The 18,688-nt window shown below is 65.6% G+C and carries 15 protein-coding genes; 6 read left to right on the top strand and 9 right to left on the bottom strand.

The window, feature by feature from the left end:
* Positions 1 to 63: 63 nt before the first annotated feature.
* The gene (locus AC1DVR_RS01565) at positions 64 to 219 is read left to right on the top strand and encodes a hypothetical protein (protein ID WP_477998762.1); all 156 of its coding nucleotides are present in this window, start codon (positions 64 to 66) and stop codon (positions 217 to 219) included.
* A gap of 165 nt (positions 220 to 384) precedes the next feature.
* On the opposite strand, the gene infB is transcribed toward AC1DVR_RS01565, so the two are convergent.
* From infB to rimP, 4 genes are read right to left on the bottom strand one after another with little or no spacing between them, the layout of a single operon-like run.
* Entirely contained in the window at positions 385 to 2,970 is a 2,586-nt protein-coding gene (gene infB, locus AC1DVR_RS01560; protein WP_477998761.1) for a translation initiation factor IF-2, read from the bottom strand.
* Between the two features lie 5 nt (positions 2,971 to 2,975).
* Positions 2,976 to 3,614 (bottom strand): RNA-binding protein, encoded by a 639-nt coding sequence (locus AC1DVR_RS01555; RefSeq protein ID WP_477998760.1) that lies wholly within the window; start codon positions 3,612 to 3,614, stop codon positions 2,976 to 2,978.
* A 16-nt stretch (positions 3,615 to 3,630) separates the two neighbouring features.
* A complete protein-coding gene (nusA, locus tag AC1DVR_RS01550; RefSeq protein ID WP_477998759.1) occupies positions 3,631 to 5,226 on the bottom strand; it encodes a transcription termination factor NusA in 1,596 nt (531 codons plus the stop codon).
* A 20-nt stretch (positions 5,227 to 5,246) separates the two neighbouring features.
* Positions 5,247 to 5,855, bottom strand: coding sequence for a ribosome maturation factor RimP (gene rimP / locus AC1DVR_RS01545; RefSeq protein ID WP_477998758.1), 609 nt, complete (start codon positions 5,853 to 5,855; stop codon positions 5,247 to 5,249).
* 187 nt (positions 5,856 to 6,042) lie between these two features.
* On the opposite strand from rimP, the gene AC1DVR_RS01540 reads away from it, so the two are divergent.
* The gene (locus AC1DVR_RS01540; protein WP_477998757.1) at positions 6,043 to 6,501 is read left to right on the top strand and encodes a DUF1203 domain-containing protein; all 459 of its coding nucleotides are present in this window, start codon (positions 6,043 to 6,045) and stop codon (positions 6,499 to 6,501) included.
* 3 nt (positions 6,502 to 6,504) lie between these two features.
* On the opposite strand, the gene polA is transcribed toward AC1DVR_RS01540, so the two are convergent.
* The 5 genes from polA to AC1DVR_RS01515 all read right to left on the bottom strand — a co-directional run bounded on the left by polA (position 6,505) and on the right by AC1DVR_RS01515 (position 11,899).
* The gene (gene polA, locus AC1DVR_RS01535) at positions 6,505 to 9,309 is read right to left on the bottom strand and encodes a DNA polymerase I (protein ID WP_477998756.1); all 2,805 of its coding nucleotides are present in this window, start codon (positions 9,307 to 9,309) and stop codon (positions 6,505 to 6,507) included.
* A gap of 58 nt (positions 9,310 to 9,367) precedes the next feature.
* On the bottom strand, positions 9,368 to 10,042 hold the full coding sequence (locus tag AC1DVR_RS01530; RefSeq protein ID WP_477998755.1) for a TIGR02117 family protein: 675 nt from the start codon (positions 10,040 to 10,042) through the stop codon (positions 9,368 to 9,370).
* 8 nt (positions 10,043 to 10,050) lie between these two features.
* Complete coding sequence (locus tag AC1DVR_RS01525) at positions 10,051 to 10,236, bottom strand: zinc-finger domain-containing protein (protein ID WP_477998754.1); 186 nt, start codon at positions 10,234 to 10,236, stop codon at positions 10,051 to 10,053.
* Positions 10,237 to 10,503: 267 nt separating this feature from the next.
* Complete coding sequence (locus AC1DVR_RS01520; RefSeq protein WP_477998753.1) at positions 10,504 to 11,286, bottom strand: hydroxypyruvate isomerase family protein; 783 nt, start codon at positions 11,284 to 11,286, stop codon at positions 10,504 to 10,506.
* Between the two features lie 43 nt (positions 11,287 to 11,329).
* Complete coding sequence (locus AC1DVR_RS01515; protein ID WP_477998752.1) at positions 11,330 to 11,899, bottom strand: DUF1285 domain-containing protein; 570 nt, start codon at positions 11,897 to 11,899, stop codon at positions 11,330 to 11,332.
* A gap of 82 nt (positions 11,900 to 11,981) precedes the next feature.
* On the opposite strand from AC1DVR_RS01515, the gene AC1DVR_RS01510 reads away from it, so the two are divergent.
* The 4 genes from AC1DVR_RS01510 to AC1DVR_RS01495 are packed head-to-tail and all read left to right on the top strand — an operon-like array spanning position 11,982 to position 18,671.
* Positions 11,982 to 12,986 (top strand): AAA family ATPase, encoded by a 1,005-nt coding sequence (locus tag AC1DVR_RS01510; RefSeq protein ID WP_477998751.1) that lies wholly within the window; start codon positions 11,982 to 11,984, stop codon positions 12,984 to 12,986.
* A complete protein-coding gene (locus AC1DVR_RS01505) occupies positions 12,983 to 13,861 on the top strand; it encodes a DUF58 domain-containing protein (RefSeq protein WP_477998750.1) in 879 nt (292 codons plus the stop codon). The genes AC1DVR_RS01510 and AC1DVR_RS01505 overlap by 4 nt, the downstream gene beginning before the upstream one ends.
* On the top strand, positions 13,861 to 16,605 hold the full coding sequence (locus tag AC1DVR_RS01500; RefSeq protein ID WP_477998749.1) for a DUF4159 domain-containing protein: 2,745 nt from the start codon (positions 13,861 to 13,863) through the stop codon (positions 16,603 to 16,605). The genes AC1DVR_RS01505 and AC1DVR_RS01500 overlap by 1 nt, the downstream gene beginning before the upstream one ends.
* Complete coding sequence (locus tag AC1DVR_RS01495; protein WP_477998748.1) at positions 16,602 to 18,671, top strand: glutamine amidotransferase; 2,070 nt, start codon at positions 16,602 to 16,604, stop codon at positions 18,669 to 18,671. The genes AC1DVR_RS01500 and AC1DVR_RS01495 overlap by 4 nt, the downstream gene beginning before the upstream one ends.
* The last annotated feature ends 17 nt before the right edge of the window (positions 18,672 to 18,688 follow it).

Raw genomic sequence — 18,688 nt, 5'->3', positions numbered from 1 at the left:
GTATCTTAATCGGAAAGTTACACATATCTTTCTAAAAACTGACACAGTGTTGAGGGTCGAGCCATGATCAGAACCATCTCCATCGGAAGCAGCGTTTTCATCCAGGGCACCTATGTGCGTGACCTGAGTGATGGCCAGATCGCCGTGAAGGTTGACGGCGGTACCTATGTTGGCCGCGCGATCCAGTCCTACAAGGCTGCGGCGCCGGCGAACGCCTGATCCCGCGCGCGGGCTACCACTTGCCTGCGGGGCCTTTCGGGGCCTTGGCACTGTTGTGAATTCAAAAGGCCGGGCAATTTGCCCGGCCTTTGCATTTCGTGTCCGCGCCCCGCAAGAAACTTCTGGCCAGAGAACCTCTGGCCAGACCTTTCCCGCAAGACCTGATCAGGCCAGGGTGCGCTGGATCTCTTCGCGTTCGAAGATTTCGATGACGTCGCCAGAGCGGACATCCTCGTAACGCTCGAAAGCCATGCCGCATTCCTGACCCATCGGCACTTCCTTGACCTCGTCCTTGAAGCGCTTGAGCGTCTTGAGCGTGCCTTCGTGGATGACCACGTTGTCGCGCAAGAGACGCACGCCAGCCGAGCGGCGGGCGACGCCTTCGGTGACGAGGCAACCGGCCACGTTGCCGATCCCGGTGATCTTGAAGACCTCCTTGATCGTGGCGTAGCCGATGAAAGTCTCGCGGATCTCGGCCTTGAGGAGGCCCGAGGCGGCTTTCTTGATGTCATCCACCAGGTCATAGATGATCGAGTAGTAGCGCAGCTCGACCCCCTTCTGGGTGGCGGAGGCACGGGCCATCGCATTGGCACGGACGTTGAAGCCGATGATCGGCGCCTTGCTGGCATCGGCCAGGCTGACGTCGCTGTCGGTGATGGCGCCCACACCGGAGTGCAGGACGCGCACGCGCACCTCGTCGTTGCCGACCTTTTCCAGCGCCTGCACGATGGCTTCGGTCGAACCTTGCACGTCGGCCTTCACGATGATCGGCAACTCTGCCACCGACTGGTCGGCCTTGGCCTTGGCCATCAGCTGTTCCATTGTGGTGGCAGCGCCAACGGCAGCGCGCTTGTCCTTGGTCGCCTTCTCACGGTAGTCCGCGATCTCACGCGCTTCCGCTTCGGTGTTGACCACGTTCAGCGTGTCACCGGCATGCGGCGTGCCCGACAGACCCAGAACCTCGACCGGAACGGACGGGCCAGCTTCGGTCACCGTCTCGCCCTTGTCGTTGATCAGGGCGCGGACCTTGCCCCACTGCTCGCCGACGACGAAGATATCGCCTTTGCGCAACGTGCCGTTCTGCACCAGAACCGTCGCCACCGGGCCGCGACCTGCGTCCAGCTTCGCTTCGATCACGGCGCCCGCCGCCTGACGGTTCGGGTTCGACCGCAGTTCGAGGATTTCGGCCTGCAGCGAGATCGCCTCGAGCAGGTTGTCGATGCCCTTGCCGGTCTTGGCCGAGACTTCAACGTCCTGCACGTCACCGGACATTTCTTCCACAACGATATCATGCTGCAGCAGATCGGTCCGCACTTTCTGCGGATTGGCTTCGTATTTGTCGATCTTGTTGATCGCCACGATGATCGGAACCTTCGCCGCTTTGGCGTGGGCGATGGCTTCGATGGTCTGCGGCATCACGGCATCATCGGCCGCAACCACCAGAATGACGATATCGGTCACATGAGCCCCGCGCGAGCGCATCGAGGTGAAGGCCGCGTGGCCGGGCGTGTCGAGGAAGGTGACAAGCTGGCCGTTCGGGGTTTTCACCTGATAGGCGCCGATGTGCTGGGTGATCCCGCCAGCTTCGCCCGACACCACATTGGCGTGGCGGATGGCGTCCAGAAGCGAGGTCTTGCCGTGGTCGACGTGGCCCATGATCGTGACGATCGGCGGGCGCGGCAGCAGGTCCTCGGTCTTGTCCTTGACCGTGTCGATCGCCTGTTCGACGTCGGCATCGGCGACGCGAACCGCGCGGTGGCCGAATTCCTCGATCACCAGTTCTGCCGTATCGGCGTCGATCGCCTGGTTCATCGTGACCATCATGCCCATTTTCATGAGCGATTTCACGACGTCAGCGCCACGTTCCGCCATGCGGTTGGCCAGTTCCGAGACGACGATGGTTTCCGGCAGCTGCACATCGCGCACCTGCTTTTCGGGCTTGAGGCCCATGCCCAAAGCCTTCTGGCGCGCCTTTTCCTGCTTGCGCTTCATCGCAGCCATGCTGCGCTGACGGCCACCTTCATCGGCGACGGCGTCAGACAGGGTCAGCTTGCCGGCGCGGCGGCCTTCTTCACCCTTGGCCTTGTTGGCGGCGCGTTCGCGGTCTTCGCGCTCACGGTCGGTGCGGCGCGGCGGCAAGCCGGGCTTGGCCGAGGCCGGACCACGCGAGACGGCATCCTCTGCCGGGGTCGCCGGAGCCGGACGGCCCGCAGGACCACCGCGCGAGGGCGCGGCCGAATTGTTCGAACGCGGCGCGGGCGAAGCGGCAGGCGCCTTGCGGGCCTCTTCGGCGGCCTTGGCGGCAGCCTCGGCTTCCGCCTTCACGCGGGCTTCTTCTTCAGCCTTGGCGCGGGCCGCAGCCTCTGCCTCGCGCTGTTCGCGCTCTTTGGCCTCGTTCTCTTCGCGCTTGCGCTGGCGATCTTCCTCGCGCTGGCGCTCGTCTTCGGCGCGCTTGGCGGCGTCTTCGGCTTCACGCGCCTTGGCGGCACGCAGAGCGGACAGACGACGCTCCATCTCGGCATCGGAAATGCCGGCAGGGCGCTTGGACGGATCGCCCAGACGCGGAGATGTCGCCACAGCCGCACCCGTACCCGGGGTCGGCGCGGCACCTTTGTTCGGCACCACCGTCAGCTTGCGCTTGACCTCGACCACGACGCTTTTCGTGCGGCCATGCGAGAAGCTTTGCTTCACCTGACCGGAACGAGGTGCGCCACCCAGGCCGAGGGGTTTTTTGCCGTCTGTATCGCTCATGCGTCCTACATATCCTTCAAGGCGGCATCGTCGCCGCCATCATGCCCGCCGGTCTGCACCCGCAGCCCAGCCAGCCTTGCCGCTTCCTCTACAACACGAGTCGTAAGGACACCAGTCGCAAGCGCGGCGTGTATCGCACGTTCGCGGCCAAAGGACAAACCCAATTCCCCTGCTGTCAGACAGCCGATGAACCCACCGCCATTTTCCGGTGGCCTGAGCTTGGTTTTCCCGCGTTCGGACCCGTCGGCTGCCTGGATCAGCACGGTTGCCCGCCCGTCCTTCAGCCATTCCTTCACTTTCTCATACCCGGTCACGGCGGCATTGGCCTTGCGACAGAGCGAGATCGATTCCTGCACCCGTTTGAGCACCAACGATTCGACCAGATCGGCCAGACCTTGCGGCACCTTCACGGGCTGTTTGGCGGCCCGGGCAAAGAGCCCCTTGGCCGCCGCCTTCTCAATCGCCTTGCGGTCAGCCGAGACGTAAAAGCCACGTCCGGGCAACCGGGCCAGAATATCCGGCGTCACCTGACCCTCGGGGTCAAGGCAGAACCGGATCAGGCCTGACTTGGGTTGAACTTCCCCGGTCACAATGCACTTGCGCTCGGGGTCGTCCATATCTGGGGTGCGGCCGCCGCGGGTCAAGGGGGTCCGGGGTGCGTTACGCCCCGGCCTCCTCTTCTGCTTCGGGTTCCATGGCGGTGGGGTCGACCCAGCCGAGCATGACACGCGCCGTCATCACCAGGGTCTGGGCTTCTTCCAGGCTCATGTCGAACTTCTCAAGGATGCCTTCATCCTTGACGCGCTGGCCGTTCACCGTGGTCCAGCCGCCCGACAGTTCCCAGTCGGCGCAGGTTGCGAAGTCTTCCAGCGTCTTGATGCCTTCCTTGCCAAGCGCTTCCAGCATCTGGGGCGTCAGACCTTCGAAGGACATCAGCTCGTCCTGTACACCATAAGCCTTTGCGTTTTCAATGGCTTTGTTGTTGGCAGCCTCCAGGTAATCCCGCGCACGGGCCTGCAGTTCGCCGGCCGTACCCTCGTCGAAGCCGTCGATGGAGAGAAGCTCGTCCGTCTCGACATAGGCCACTTCTTCCAGGTTGGTGAAGCCTTCCGAGACCAAAAGCTGCGCCATCATCTCGTCGATATCCAGCGTCTCCATGAAGAGCTTGGTGCGTTCGGCGAACTCGGCCTGGCGGCGAGCGGACTCGTCGGACTCGGTCATGATGTCGATGTCCAGCGCCGTCAGCTGGCTTGCCAGACGGACGTTCTGACCGCGGCGGCCGATGGCCAGCGACAGCTGTTCATCCGGCACCACGACGGTGATCTTGCCGACTTCTTCGTCGATCACGACCTTGGACACTTCAGCCGGTTGCAGGGCGTTCACAAGGAAGGTCGCCTGATCCTGATTCCACGGAATGATGTCGATCTTCTCGCCCTGCAGCTCGTTCACCACGGCCTGCACACGGCTGCCGCGCATACCGACGCAGGCACCGACCGGGTCGATCGAGTTGTCGTAGGAGATCACCGCGATCTTGGCGCGCGAGCCCGGGTCACGGGCGACAGCCTTGATCTCGATGATGCCGTCATAGATTTCCGGCACTTCCATCTTGAAGAGCTCGGCCATGAACTGCGGGTCGGTGCGGCTCAGGAAGACCTGCGGGCCGCGAGCTTCACGGCGCACGTCCTTGATATAGGCGCGGATGCGGTCGTTCGGGCGGTACGATTCGCGGCCGATCTTCTCGTTCCGGCGCAGGATGGCTTCACCGCGACCGATGTCGACGATGATGTTGCCATATTCCTCGCGTTTGACCTGACCGTTGATGATCGTGCCCTTGCGGTCCTTGAATTCGTCGAACTGACGGTCGCGCTCGGCTTCGCGGACCTTCTGGAGAATCACCTGCTTGGCCGATTGGGCAGCGATTCGGCCCAGATCGACGGGGGGAACCTCGTCGATCACCTCGTCACCGATCTTGGGGTCGGCGAGGTAGGATTTCGCCTGCTTGACGGTCAGCTGGGCGTGGTGGTTTTCCACCGCCTCGTCCTCGACCACGGTGCGGATGCGGGCAAAGGTGGCGCGGCCGGTCTTGCGGTCGATCTTGACGCGGATGTCCATCTCGGCGCCGTAACGCGACTTGGCGGCACGGGCGAGGCTGTCCTCCATCGCCTGGATCACCAGATCCGGGTCGATCATCTTTTCACGCGCGACGGCTTCGGCGGTTTGCAGAAGCTCCAGCTGGTTGGCAGAGGTAATCGCCATGTTCGTCTCCCGGCTTGGTGTCAGTGTTTGGTCGGTTCGGCGGGCTCTTCGTCCTCGCCGTCGGTTTCGGTCTCGTCGATCTCGTCAAAGCCGCCCTCTTCAACCTCGGGCACTTTGCGCTGGCGCAGCATTTCGGCGATCAGCTCGTCGGTGAGGATCAGCTTCGCGTCGGAAAGCCAATCAAAATCAAGGCCGATGATCACGTCCTGGCCATGCTCCTCGATCTCGATCAGCACGTCATTGCCTTCGACGCCCATCAGCCCGCCCTTGAAACGGCGGCGGCCGTCGATCAGCTCGGTCGTCTCGATCCGGGCTTCCCAGCCCTTCCACATCTCGAAATCTTTCAAACGCGTCAGCGGCCGGTCGATCCCGGGGGAGGAGACTTCGAGGACGTAATTCTCCTCGATCGGGTCTTCGACGTCCAAGACGGCAGAAACCGCGGTGGAGATATCGCCGCATTCATCGACGCCAATGCCGCCATCGGGGCGGTCGGCCATGATCTGCAGGATGCGGGTCGCCCCGCCCATCAGACGCACGCGCACCAGTTCAAAGCCCAGACCCTCGATCACCGGGGTGATGATGTCGGCCAGACGGCGGTCCATGGCGGTTTTGGCGATAAGGTCAGACATGAGGGAGGTCCCAGAAATGAAAAACGGGCCAACAGGCCCGCAAGATAGGTCGGCAGCTTCAGGTTTGGACCCTGAAACTTCTGTTAAAGGCGATATAGGCCCGATGCCCCTGTGTTGCAAGACAAATGCGCAGGTTCCGGGTCGAGCCTCGGGCGGCTTTTGGCGATATTGGCGGAAAATGGAGGCCATGATGCACTTTACCCCGATCCCCACCGACCTTGTTCGCGCCTGGCAATCCGGCGGCCCCGATGCCAATGGGCAGTTGCCCGAGCGTCATATCTCTGACGGCGATGGCAACCCCTGCCGCCATTGCCTGAAGATGATTCCCAAAGGCGCCGAGATGCTGATCCTCGCCCACCGCCCCTTCCCCGCCCCGCAGCCCTATGCCGAGTTGGGGCCGATCTTTCTGTGCGCGGATGCCTGCGAGGCGGGCGGCGGCGACACCCTGCCGGAGATTCTGGAGTCTCCGACCTATATCGTCCGGGGCTATGGCGCGGATGACCGGATCGTTTATGGCACCGGGGCGGTGGTTCCGGTTTCTAATTTGATATCAGAGGCTTACACGCGGATCACCGACCCGCGTGTGGCCTATGTTCATGTCCGTTCCGCCCGCAACAACTGCTTTCAGGTCCGGATCGACCGTTAGGGCCTAGTGGGCGGCGGCCCAGTTAAGTCCTTGGCCAGCTTCAACAATCAGGGGCACCTTCAGCGCCACGGCGGGGTGCGAGGCGCCCTCCATCACGGCTTTGGCGACCTTGATCAGGTCTGCGGCGGCGCCTTCCTCGACCTCGAACAGCAACTCGTCATGGACCTGCAGCAACATCTTGGCGGGGAGGCCGGCGATAGCGTCGGGCATCCGGATCATGGCGCGGCGGATCACGTCGGCGGCTGTCCCTTGAATCGGCGCATTGATCGCGGCGCGTTTGGCGAAGCCGGCGCCGGGGCCCTTGGCGTTGATCTCGGGCGTGTGGATCTTGCGACCGAACAGGGTTTGCACAAAGCCGTTGGCTTGCGCGAATTTCACCGTCTCGGCCATGTATTCCTTGATGCCGGGGAAGCGCTCGAAATAGCGGTCGATGAAGCCCTGCGCCTCGGCCCTTGGAATGCGCAGGTTGCGGGCGAGGCCGAAGCCCGAGATGCCGTAGATCACGCCGAAGTTGATCGCCTTGGCGCGGCGGCGGATTTCCGAGGTCATCTGATCGAGCGGCACGTTGAACATCTCTGACGCCGTCATGGCGTGGATGTCGATGCCGTCACGGAAGCTTTGCTGCAGGGCGGGAATGTCGGCGACATGGGCGAGGATGCGCAGCTCGATCTGCGAATAGTCGAGCGATACCAGAACCTTGCCTTTGGGCGCCACAAAGGCCTCCCGTATCCGGCGGCCCTCTTCGCTGCGCACCGGGATGTTCTGCAGGTTCGGGTCGGAAGACGCCAAGCGCCCGGTCACCGCCCCCGTCATCGAATAGGAGGTGTGGACCCGGCCGGTTTCGGGGTTGATATGCTCCTGCAGCGCGTCGGTATAGGTCGATTTCAGCTTGGAGAGCTGCCGCCAGTCCAGCACCTTACCGGGAAGTTCGTGTTCGGTGGCCAGATCCTCCAGCACATCGGCGCCGGTGCCATAGGCGCCGTTCTTGCCCTTCTCGCCGCCCGGCAGGCTCATCTTGTCGAACAGGATCTCGCCGAGCTGCTTCGGCGAGCCGACGTTGAATTTCTCGCCGGCGAGGGTCTGGATCTCCTCCTCCAGCGCCAGCATCTTCTGGGCAAAGGCGCCGGACATGCGCGACAGGGTGGCGCGGTCAACCTGGATGCCGGCCATCTCCATCTCGGCCAGAACCGGGACGAGGGGGCGTTCGAGGGTCTCGTAAACCGTCGTCACCTTGGCCTTATGCAGGTTGGGCTTGAAGGTCTGCCACAGGCGCAGCGTCACATCGGCATCCTCGGCGGCATAGGCCACGGCCTTGTCGAGGGGGACCTTGTCGAAGGTGACGGCGGATTTGCCGGAACCGATCAAGTCCTTGATCGGGATAGGTTTGTGGTGAAGGTATTTCTCCGACAGCTCATCCATGCCGTGGTTGTTCAGCCCGGCATACATCGCATAGGACATCAGCATCGTGTCGTCGATCGGGGCGACCGTGACGCCCAGCCGGGCGAAGATTTTGGCGTCATACTTCATGTTCTGCCCGATCTTGAGGACGGCATCATCCTCCAGAAGCGGTTTCAGAAGGCTTAACACCTCGTCCAGCGGCATCTGCCCCTCGGCCATGGTGACCGCGCCCAGAAGGTCATCGGTGCCGGTGCGGTGCAAAAGCGGGATATAGGCGGCCTGGCCGGGGTCGACGGCCAGCGAAATGCCGACGATCTCGGCCTGCATCTCGTCAAGGCTGGTGGTTTCGGTATCGACGGCCAGATAGCCGCGCTCGCGGGCGCGGGCGATCCATTTGGCGAGGGTTTCGGCATCGCGGATGCAGGTATAGGAATTCGTGTCGAAGGGCAGCGCCTCGGCCTTCGGCGCGTCGTGGGCACCGGCAACCTCGTAGCCTTTGGCATTGTCCAGCACCGGCGCCTCGACCTTCAGCTTTTCGGAAACGCGGCGGATAAGGGTCTGGAATTCCATCTTTTTGAGGAAGTCCATGATCGCCTCGGGCTCCGGCGCGCGCAGTTCCAGCGTGCCAAGGTCAAGGTCGATCGGCGTGTCGTCCTTCAGGGTGACCAGCTGGCGCGACAGGCGGATCTTGTCGGCGTTTTCCACCAAAGCCTCGCGGCGTTTGGGCTGCTTGATCTCGGATGCCCGGGCCAGAAGCGTGTCGAGGTCGCCGTATTCCTGGATCAGCAGCGCCGCCGTCTTCAGGCCGATCCCCGGCGCCCCCGGCACGTTGTCGACCGAATCCCCGGCGAGGGATTGGACGTCGATCACCCGGTCGGGTCCGACGCCGAACTTCTCCTGCACGTCGTCCAGCGTCAGACGCTTGTTCTTCATCGGGTCGTGCATGTCGACGCCGTTGCCCATCAGCTGCATCAGGTCCTTGTCGGAGGAGAGGATGGTCACCGTCCCCCCCGCCTCGCGCGCCTGTTTGGCCAGGGTGGCGATGATGTCGTCGGCCTCGTAGCCGGCAAGCTCGATACAGGCGACGTTGAAGGCGCGGGTGGCATCGCGCGTCAGCGGGAACTGCGGGCGCAGATCCTCGGGCAGGGGTGGGCGATTTGCCTTGTATTCCGGGTAGATATCATTGCGGAAGGTCTTGGCCCCGGCGTCGAAGATCACCGCGATATGGGTCGGCGCGTTCTGGTTGCGGGTGGTGGTGAGCTCACCCCACAGAAGGTTGCAGAAGCCTGCAACCGCCCCGACCGGCAGCCCATCCGACTTGCGGGTCAAAGGCGGCAGCGCGTGGTAAGCGCGGAAGATGAAGGCCGAGCCGTCGATGAGGTGAAGGTGATGGCCTTTGCCGAAAGTCATGTCGCGCGCCCCGCTCAAGTTTCGCCGAAGTATAGGCGGGAACCGGGTGCGGGTGCCACTAGGTTCGGTCAAACAGATAGGCGGACAGGCGGATGGCCTGCGGGGTCGGCGTCCAGAGGCCGAAGGGAATGCCCGCAGCCCGCAGAACCTCGCCCACCCAGACGTTGCAGGTCCGCAGCAGGCTGAAGTGCCCTTCGGCGGCGAAGAAGGCATCGGTCTGGCCGAAAGCCAGACCCGGCAGAGGCACGGGCTGACCCGCAGCGTCCCGCGTCAGGCTGGAGAGGATCGCGCCCGTCAGCCGATCCAGCTGCGCATCGGATACCGGCAGCCAGATCAGGCCCGGCACATCGGCCAGATCCCCGGTCACATCCAGATGCAACACCGCGTCGTCCCCGGTCATGGCCCGCAAGACGGTTGAGAGTTCAAGATCGGCATAGCTGCCCGTGGTGGTGTAAAACCCTGAAGAGCCCCAGCCCACCACAAGGTAGTGTGCGGTCTTGTCCTCCACCGGCACGCTCTGACTGGCGGCAAAGGCAAAGCTTGTGCGCAGGGTGTCGGTCAGGGGCAGAAGAATGTCGAAATGGATCGGCCCGGCGGCCAAAGCGATGGCGCGGGTCGGCACGCCATCCGTCTTCGTGTAGGACCCGGGCAGCGCTGCGCCGATCAGGCCGGCGCAGAGATAGAGCAAAGGCAGGCAAACCAGAACCGCGAAGAGGCGCAGGCCCCGGCGCATGGCAAGCCTCAGTGGTCGTCGTGGGCGTGGGCGCGGTCGATCTCGAAGCGCTTGTCGCAATAGCCGCATTCGACGAAACCGGTGTCCTCGGGGATGGTCAGCCAGACGCGGGGATGGCCCAGCGCTCCCACACCGCCGTCACAGGCGACTTTCCAGGTGGTGACGATTTGGGTCTCGGGCGCTTTGGTCGGCATATTGTCGTCCCTGAATGAGGTTTGGCGACAGGATAGCGGTTGCGCGGGGCCGGGGAAAGAGGGGGGTGCGGATTGTCTCCCAAGTCTTTGGGGACGCTGGGTTAACCGGTGAAAACCAGGGCGGCAACCGGGTCTTGCCGGCGTCTTCCTTCTGTCTTCCTTGCGTCTCTACGCGCGGCAAGACAGCAGGCCGTTAACCAAAGGGCGCCGAATCGGGCAGGACTGCGGGAATTTTCGCAGAAAATTCGGGCCCGGCGCGCCGCCCCCTCAGCCGGCGGTGCCGATCAGCTTGTCGCGCGCCTTCAGCGCGTTCAGCCAGCCGAGGCCGTGCACCGTCGCGCGGGCGGGGCGGTATTCGGCGGCGACCCAACCCTGGTAGTCCTGCGCATCGAGGTCGCGGAAGAGCGAGGTCAGGTCGAAGCCACCGCCGCCGGGCTCGGCGCGGCCGGGGAAGCCGGCAATCTGGACGTGGTTCACCAAAGCACGGTGCTTGTCCCAGACCGCTTGCGCATCGCCGTGGATGCGGGCGGCGTGCCAGATGTCGAACTGCAACCCGATGCGACGGTCTTCCAGATCGGCGAGGATCCGCGCCGCCTGGTCGAAGTCGTTGAGGAAATAGCCCGGCCAGTCATCGGCGTTCAAAGGCTCGATCGTCAGGCTGAGGTCGGGGGCGCTCTCGGCCGCCCAGGCGAGGTTTTCGGTGAAAACCTGGGTCGCCTGCGGCCCTTTGGCCACGCCCGCCATCACATGGACCGTCGCGGCGCCAAGCCGGGTGGCGAGGTCTGCGGCGCGCAGGAAATGCTCGCGGAACTGCAACTCCATCCCCGGCACAGCGGCATGGCCGCGGTCGCCCGAGGCCCAGTCGCCCGGCGGTGTGTTGATCAACGCCAGGGGCAGCCCGGCCAATGCCGCCTGCCAGTCCTTGGCGGGATGGTCATAGGGAAACAGGATCTCCACCCCGTCAAACCCCGCCTGCGCCGCAAGGCCGGGGCGGTCGAGGCTCGGGACCTCGGTGAAAAGCATGGTCAGGTTCGCGGCGTAACGGGGCATATGTCTCTGGTCTGGTCAGGTCGGCAGTTAAGTCGGGCGGCGGTCACGGCAGGTCGGCCGACGGGATCACCTTGAAGAACTGACCCTGGGACCAAAGGCCGAACCAGCTTTCCCGGTCTTGCACCTCATGGCAACCCAATTCGATCAGGCGGTAGAAGCTCTTGCGGTCAATACGCGCGTAAAGGCCAGACCGAATGTGGATATAGGGGGCAGGTTCCCCCTCAATCAAGCGAATTTCCAGCGGATTTTCGGCATCCGCCACCACCTCATCCTCGGTTTTGGTGACAAAACGCAAGACCTGATCGCGGCCTTCGCCCGTTGCCGTGAAGTCAACGGCGAAGAGCGGCGCGTCCTCGACCTTGATGCCGACCTTCTCGACCGGGGTCACCAGAAAGTAGTCCTCGCCCTCTTTCTTCAGGATTGAGGAGAAGAGTTTGACCATGGGCGCGCGCCCTATGGGGGTGCCGTTGTAGAACCAGGTCCCCTCCCGCGCGATCCGCATGTCGATGTCGCCGCAAAAGGCCGGGTTCCACAGATGCACCGGCGGAGGGCCCTTTTTTGCGGCTTTGGTCACGGAAGACAGGAGGCTTTCGGCATCAGGTTTCACGATCATTTGTGGCTTTGCCCCTTTTGCCATTTGTGCCTGCGGTCAGGATTGGCTTTAGTGTCCCACAGAACCCTGTCGGAGCAAAGTCATGTCCCAAGCCGAAGATCTCGTCACAGCCATCGAAGCCCTGGCCTCCCGTCTGGGGGTGGCGCGGGCCGCGATCGGCGGGCGCTTCATCGGTCAGGAGCAGGTGGTCGAGATGACGATGGCGGCCCTTCTGTCGGGCGGGCATGCCTTGCTGGTCGGCCTGCCGGGTCTGGGCAAGACGCTGCTGGTGGATACCTTGGCCACCGTCATGGGGCTGAAATCGAACCGCATCCAGTTCACGCCCGATCTGATGCCCGCCGATATCCTCGGCTCCGAAGTGCTGGAGACCGCGGCCGATGGCGCGCGCGCCTTCCGTTTCATCGAAGGTCCGGTGTTCTGCGAGCTTCTGATGGCCGACGAGATCAACCGCGCGAGCCCGCGCACCCAGTCCGCCTTGCTGCAGGCGATGCAGGAGCGTGAGGTCACCATCGCGGGCCAGCACCGCAAGCTTGGCCCGCCCTTCCATGTGCTGGCGACGCAAAACCCGATCGAGCAAGAGGGCACCTATCCCCTGCCCGAGGCGCAGCTCGACCGCTTCCTCGTGCAGGTTGATGTGGCCTATCCGACCCGAATGGCCGAGCGCGACATCCTGATGGCGACCACCGGCGCCACGCTGGCCGTGGCCCAACCGGTGTTTTCCGGGCCCGAGCTGATCGCGGCGCAGGCGCTGATCCGGCGGATGCCGGTCGGCGACAAGGTGATCGAGGCGATTCTGGACCTCGTCCGCGCCTGCCGTCCGGGGGAGCCGGAGGGCCGCGATCTGCGCGACACCCTGTCCTGGGGTCCGGGGCCGCGTGCGGCGCAGGCCCTGATGCTGACGGTGCGGGCGCGGGCCCTGCTGAACGGGCGGTTGGTGCCCTCGGTCGAGGATGTGGTGGCGATGGCGCAGCCGGTGCTGGAACACCGGATGGCCTTGAACTTTGCGGCACGGGCGCGGGGCGAAAGCCTGCAGGGCGTCATCGCCCGCGTGTCCGGCCGTGTTCTGGGCCAAGAGGCCGCCGCGTGAGCCTTTCCGCCGATCTGCGCGCCCGGGCCGAGGCCCTTGGCCAGTCCCTGCCGCCGCTTCTGGCCGAGGCCGAGCATCTGGCCGCGACCGTCGCCCTGGGCGAGCATGGCCGGCGGCGGGCCGGGATGGGCGACGACTTCTGGCAATACCGCCCGGCGCAGCCCGGCGATCCCCTGCGCAGCATCGACTGGCGCCGCTCGGCCCGGTCGGACCAGACCTTCGTGCGCGAGCGGGAATGGCAGGCGTCGCAGCAGGTGGTGCTCTGGGTCGATCCGGCGCAGTCGATGGCGTTTTCGGGCGCCGCCAATCGCCCCGCCAAGGCCGACCGCGCCCGGGTTCTGGCACTGGCCCTGGCCGTGCTTCTGCTCCGTGGGGGGGAACAGGTCGGTCTGGCCGGGCGCGAGCCGCCCAAGGCGGGCAAGGGCCAGATGCAGCGCCTGATCGAGGCGATGGCGCTGGATCTGGCGCGGGCCGGCGCGGATTACGGCGCGCCGGTGCCCGACGCCTTTGTGAACCACGGGCGCGCGGTTTTTGTATCGGATTTCCTGGGCGACATGGCCGCGGTGGAGCAATCCCTGGCGCAGGCGGCGGGCCGCGATGTGAAGGGCCTTCTGTTGCAGGTGCTCGACCCGGCGGAGGAGGAGTTTCCCTTCGACGGGCGGACGGTCTTCGTCTCGATGGGCGGCTCGGTCAGCCATGAGACCCAGCGCGCCGGCGATCTGCGCGAGCGTTATCTGGCGCGGCTGGCCGAACGCAAGGCGCGGCTCGCGGATCTCGCCCGGGCGGCGGGCTGGCATTACATGGCGCATCACACCGGGCAACCGGCGCAATCGGCCCTTCTCTGGGCCTATCGCGCGCTGGAGGGCGGGCACTGATGCTGGGCTTCACCTCTCCGCTCCTGTTGCTGGCGCTTCTGGCGGTGCCGGTGCTGTGGTTCCTGCTGCGGGCGATTCCGCCGGCGGCGATCCGGCGCAGGTTTCCCGGGGTCGCCCTGCTTCTGGGCCTGACGGACGAGGACCGCGAGGCGGACAAGACGCCGTGGTGGCTTCTGGCGCTCCGGATGCTGGCGATCGGCGGGGTGATCGTGGCCTTTGCCGGGCCGGTGCTGAACCCGACGCCTCTGGTCGCGGCCAAGGACCCGCTGCTGATCGTGCTGGATGGCGGCTGGCCGGATGCCTATGACTGGCAGGCCCGCATCGCCAAGGCCGCCAGCCTGCTGGACGGGGCCGAGCGCACCGGGCGGGCGGTGGCGGTGATCTCGTTGGCCGATGCCCCGCAGCCGGTCAGCTTCAAATCCGCCGCCGACGAACGCGGCAAACTCTCCGCCGCCCAGCCGCGCCCCTGGCTGCCCGGCGCCATGACGCTGTGGCTGGGCGATCTGCCCAAGGATCGGTTCGAGACCGACTGGATCACCGACGACCTCGCCCATCCCGGGCGGGCCGATCTGCTGGCCGCCTTGCAAAAACAGGGCGAGGTGCGGCTTCATGCCTCCGCCCGACCGATCTATGCGCTGCAACCCGCGGTGCAGGCCGAGGGCAAGCTGACCATCGCCGCATTGCGCGCCACGGCCGGCGTCGAGGCGCCATTGACGCTGGTCGCCCGCGGGCCGGACCCCTCGGGCACCGACCGCGAGCTGGCGCGGGTGCCGCTGACCTTTGACGCCGCGGCCACCACCGCCAAGGCGGTGCTGGACCTGCCGCCCGAACTGCGCAACCGCGTCACCCGCTTTGCGCTGGACGGTCAGCGCAGCGCGGGGGCTGTCACGCTGGCGGGCGATGCCCTGAAACGGCGCAAGGTGGCTCTGGTCGCCGATCAGGCGGCGGGCGAGGGGCTGCAGCTGCTGTCACCGCTGCATTACCTGCATCAGGCGCTCAGCCCCTCGGCCGATCTGATCGAGGGCGGGGTGACCGATGTTCTGCCCGCCAAGCCCGATGTGATCGTGCTGGCCGATGTGGCGCAACTGCCGCCCACCGAAAGCGACGCGCTGGTGGAGTGGATCGGCAAGGGCGGGCTTCTGTTGCGCTTTGCCGGGCCGCGACTGGCCGCCGCCGATATCGCAAAGCTGGAGCAGGACCCGCTGATGCCGGTCACGCTGCGGCAGGGCGGCATGTCCTCGGGCGGGGCGATGAGCTGGGGCGCGCCGAAGACGCTGGCCGCCTTCCCCGAAGGCTCGCCCTTCCATGGGCTGGAGATTCCGCCCGATCTGCGGGTGCGGACCCAGGTCCTCGCGCAGCCCGATCCCGACCTTTCGGCCCGCACCCTGGCCCTGCTGGACGACGGCACGCCTTTGGTGACGCGCAAGGTGATCGGGCTGGGCCAGGTCGTGCTGTTCCACGTCTCGGCCAATGCGGAATGGTCGGATCTGCCGCTGTCGGGCCTGTTTGTGCAGATGCTGGACCGGCTGGCGATTTCCGCCACCGTAGGCGCCGGCACCGCCGAGGGGCTGACCGGCCTGATCTGGACGCCGGAGCGGTTGCTGGATGGCTGGGGCGATCTGGGCGACCCCGGCAGCCTTGCCGGGGTGCCGGGGGCGGCTTTGGTGCAGGCGATGAAAAGCGGGCCGGGCAGTGCGGTGCCGCCGGGCCTTTACCGCAATGACGGGCGGGTGGTGGCCTTGAACCCGGTGGCGGGTGACTCGGTACTGGTCAAGGCGGTCTGGCCGGCGGATCTGACGCTGGGCGATCTGGCGCTGCCAACCGAACGGGCCTTGAAGGGGCCGGTGCTGGCCATCGCCATGATCCTGCTTTTGCTGGACATTCTGGCGACTTTGGCCCTGTCGGGGCGGCTGCGGTTTCGCGGCGCCGGCGTGGCGCTGGTGGCGCTTTCCCTCTTGTCCCAGCCGCAGGAGGCCCGCGCCGATGCTGCCGATGACCGCGCGATTGCCGCGACCGCGGGCGTGGTGCTGGCCTATGTGATCACGGGCGACACGCGGGTGGATGAAACCTCGGCCGCGGGGCTGCTGGGCCTGAGCGATCAGCTGGCCAACCGGACCGCGGTCGAGCCTTCGCCGCCGATGGGCGTGGACATCGAGAAGGACGAGCTGGCCTTCTTCCCCTTCCTGTACTGGCCGGTGACGGCGGATGCGCCGGTGCCCTCCTCGGCCACCTATGCCAAGCTGAACCGGTATCTGCGCACCGGCGGCATGATCCTGTTCGACACCCGCGATGCCGATGTGGCGGGCGCGGGGCCGACGCCCGAGGGGCAGGCGTTGCAGCGTATCGCCTCAGGTCTCGACATCCCGCCGATCGCGCCGATCCCCGAGGATCATGTGCTGACCCGCAGCTTCTATCTGCTGCAGGCCTTTCCGGGCCGCTTCACCGAAGGCGGGCTCTGGGTCGAGGCCGCGCCGCCGGATGCTGCCAAGGCGGAAGGCATGCCGTTTCGCAACCTCAACGACGGGGTGACGCCGGTGGTGATCGGCGGCAATGACTGGGCGAGCGCCTGGGCGGTGGATAGTGACGGGATGCCCCTCTACCCGGTCGGGCGGGGTGCTGCGGGCGAGGATCAGAGGGAATATGCCTACCGCTTCGGCATCAACCTGATGATGCATGTGCTGACCGGGAATTATAAGTCGGATCAGGTCCATGTGCCGGCCCTGCTGGAAAGGCTGGGCAAATGAGCCAGACATTCATCTTTCAACCCCTCGTGCCGGACTGGGCGCTGATTGCTCTGGCGGTGGCGGCGGCCTTGCTGCTGGCGCTGGCCCTGTGGCGCGGGCTGGCGGGTTGGGCCGTCCGGGCACTGGCGCTGGGGTTGGTGCTTCTGGCGCTTGGCAACCCGTCCTTGCAGGATGAAAACCGCAAGGCGCTGGCGGATATCGTTATTCTGGTCGTCGATGACAGCGCGAGCCAGGGCCTGTCGGACCGCACCGCACAGACCGCCCAGGCGGTTGAGGCGATCAAGGCCAAGGTCGCGGCCCTGCCCAATACCGAATTGCGGATCGTCCATGTCACCGATGCCAAGGACAATGCGGGCACGCTGGCGATGACGGCGCTGGCCCAGGCCCTGGCGCGCGAACCGCAGGCGCGGGTGGCGGGCGCCATCCTGATCACCGACGGACAGGTGCATGACTTGGGCGCCACGCCCACCCTGCCCGCGCCTTTGCAGGTGCTTCTGACCGGGCACCAGACGGACTGGGACCGCCGCCTTGTGATCACCAATGCCCCGGCCTTTGCGATCATGGGCGAGAAGACCAGCCTCAAGTTCCGCATCGAGGATCAGGGCAAGGCGCCGGCCACTGCGGGTGCCGTGGTCGATGTGACCATCGCGCTCGACGCCGAGCCGCCCTCGACCTTCTCGGTGCCGGTGGGGCAGGATCTGGACCTGCCGATCGGCTTGCCCCATGCCGGGATCAACGTGCTGCAACTGTCGATCGCGGGCCAGAAGGGCGAGCTGACCGACCGCAACAACACCGCCGTCGTCCAGATCAACGGGGTGCGCGACCGGTTGCGGGTTCTATTGGTGTCGGGCGAGCCGAACCCGGGCGAGCGGGTCTGGCGCAACCTCCTGAAATCCGACCCTTCGGTGGACCTTGTGCACTTCACCATCCTGCGGCCACCGGAAAAGCAGGATGGCATCCCGGTCTCGGAACTGTCGCTGATCGCCTTTCCGACCAAGGAATTGTTTGTCGACAAGATCAAGGATTTCGACCTGATCATCTTTGACCGCTATGCGATGCGGGGCATCCTGCCGATGTCCTATCTGCAGAACGTGGTGGATTATGTGCAGGAGGGCGGCACGGTTCTGGTGGCCGCCGGGCCGGAGTTCGGCCAGGTCGACAGCCTCTGGCGCTCGCCCCTGTCACAGATCCTTCCGGTGGAGCCGACGAGCCAGATCATCGAACAGGGCTACCGTCCCGCGCTGACCGAGGTCGGCCGCCGCCATCCGGTGACCGAAGGGCTGGAAGCCCTGGCCCCGCAAGGCGGCTGGGGCCGCTGGTTCCGCCTGATCGAGGTCAAGCAACGCTCGGGCCAGGTCTTGATGAGCGGGCCGGATGACAAGCCTTTGCTGGTGCTGGACCGGGTGGGCAAGGGGCGAGTCGCCGTCCTCGCCTCGGATCAAAGCTGGCTTTGGGGGCGCGGGTTTGAAGGCGGCGGGCCGCAGCTGGAGCTGTTGCGCCGTTTGGCGCACTGGATGCTGAAACAGCCGGAGCTGGAGGAGGAAAGCCTTGCCGCCTCGGCCGTGGGGCAACAGATGACGATCACCCGGCGCACCATCCTGGACACCGCCCCGCCGCCGGTCGTCCTGACCCTGCCGGACGGCACCACCAGCAGCGTCACGTTACAGAAAACCGCGCCCGGCCAATATGATGCGACCTATGCCGCGCCGGCGCTGGGGCTGTACCGGCTGCAACAGGGCGATCTGGCGCGGGTGGTGGCCGTCGGCCCCTCGGCGCCGAAAGAGTTCGAGGAAACCATCGCCAGCCCGACCAAGCTGCAACCCGCCGTCACCCCGACGCGTGGCGGGATCATGGCTTTGGAGGCCGGAATCCCGGATATCCGCCTGGTCAATGACGGGCGACCGGCGGCCGGGCGCGGCTGGATCGGGATCACCCCGCGCGGGGCCTATGTGACGGGCGAAATTTCGGTCAATGCCCTGCTACCGGCGTGGTTGTATCTGCTGCTGGCCGCGGCCTTCGCGGTGCTGGCCTGGGTGATCGAAGGGCGCAAGGGCAGCCGGGCCTGAAAATCGGGCCTGAAAAA

This window comes from Rhodobacter sp. P2_H5, from assembly GCF_056403335.1.
This window is presented reverse-complemented; position numbering and strand designations above follow the sequence as displayed.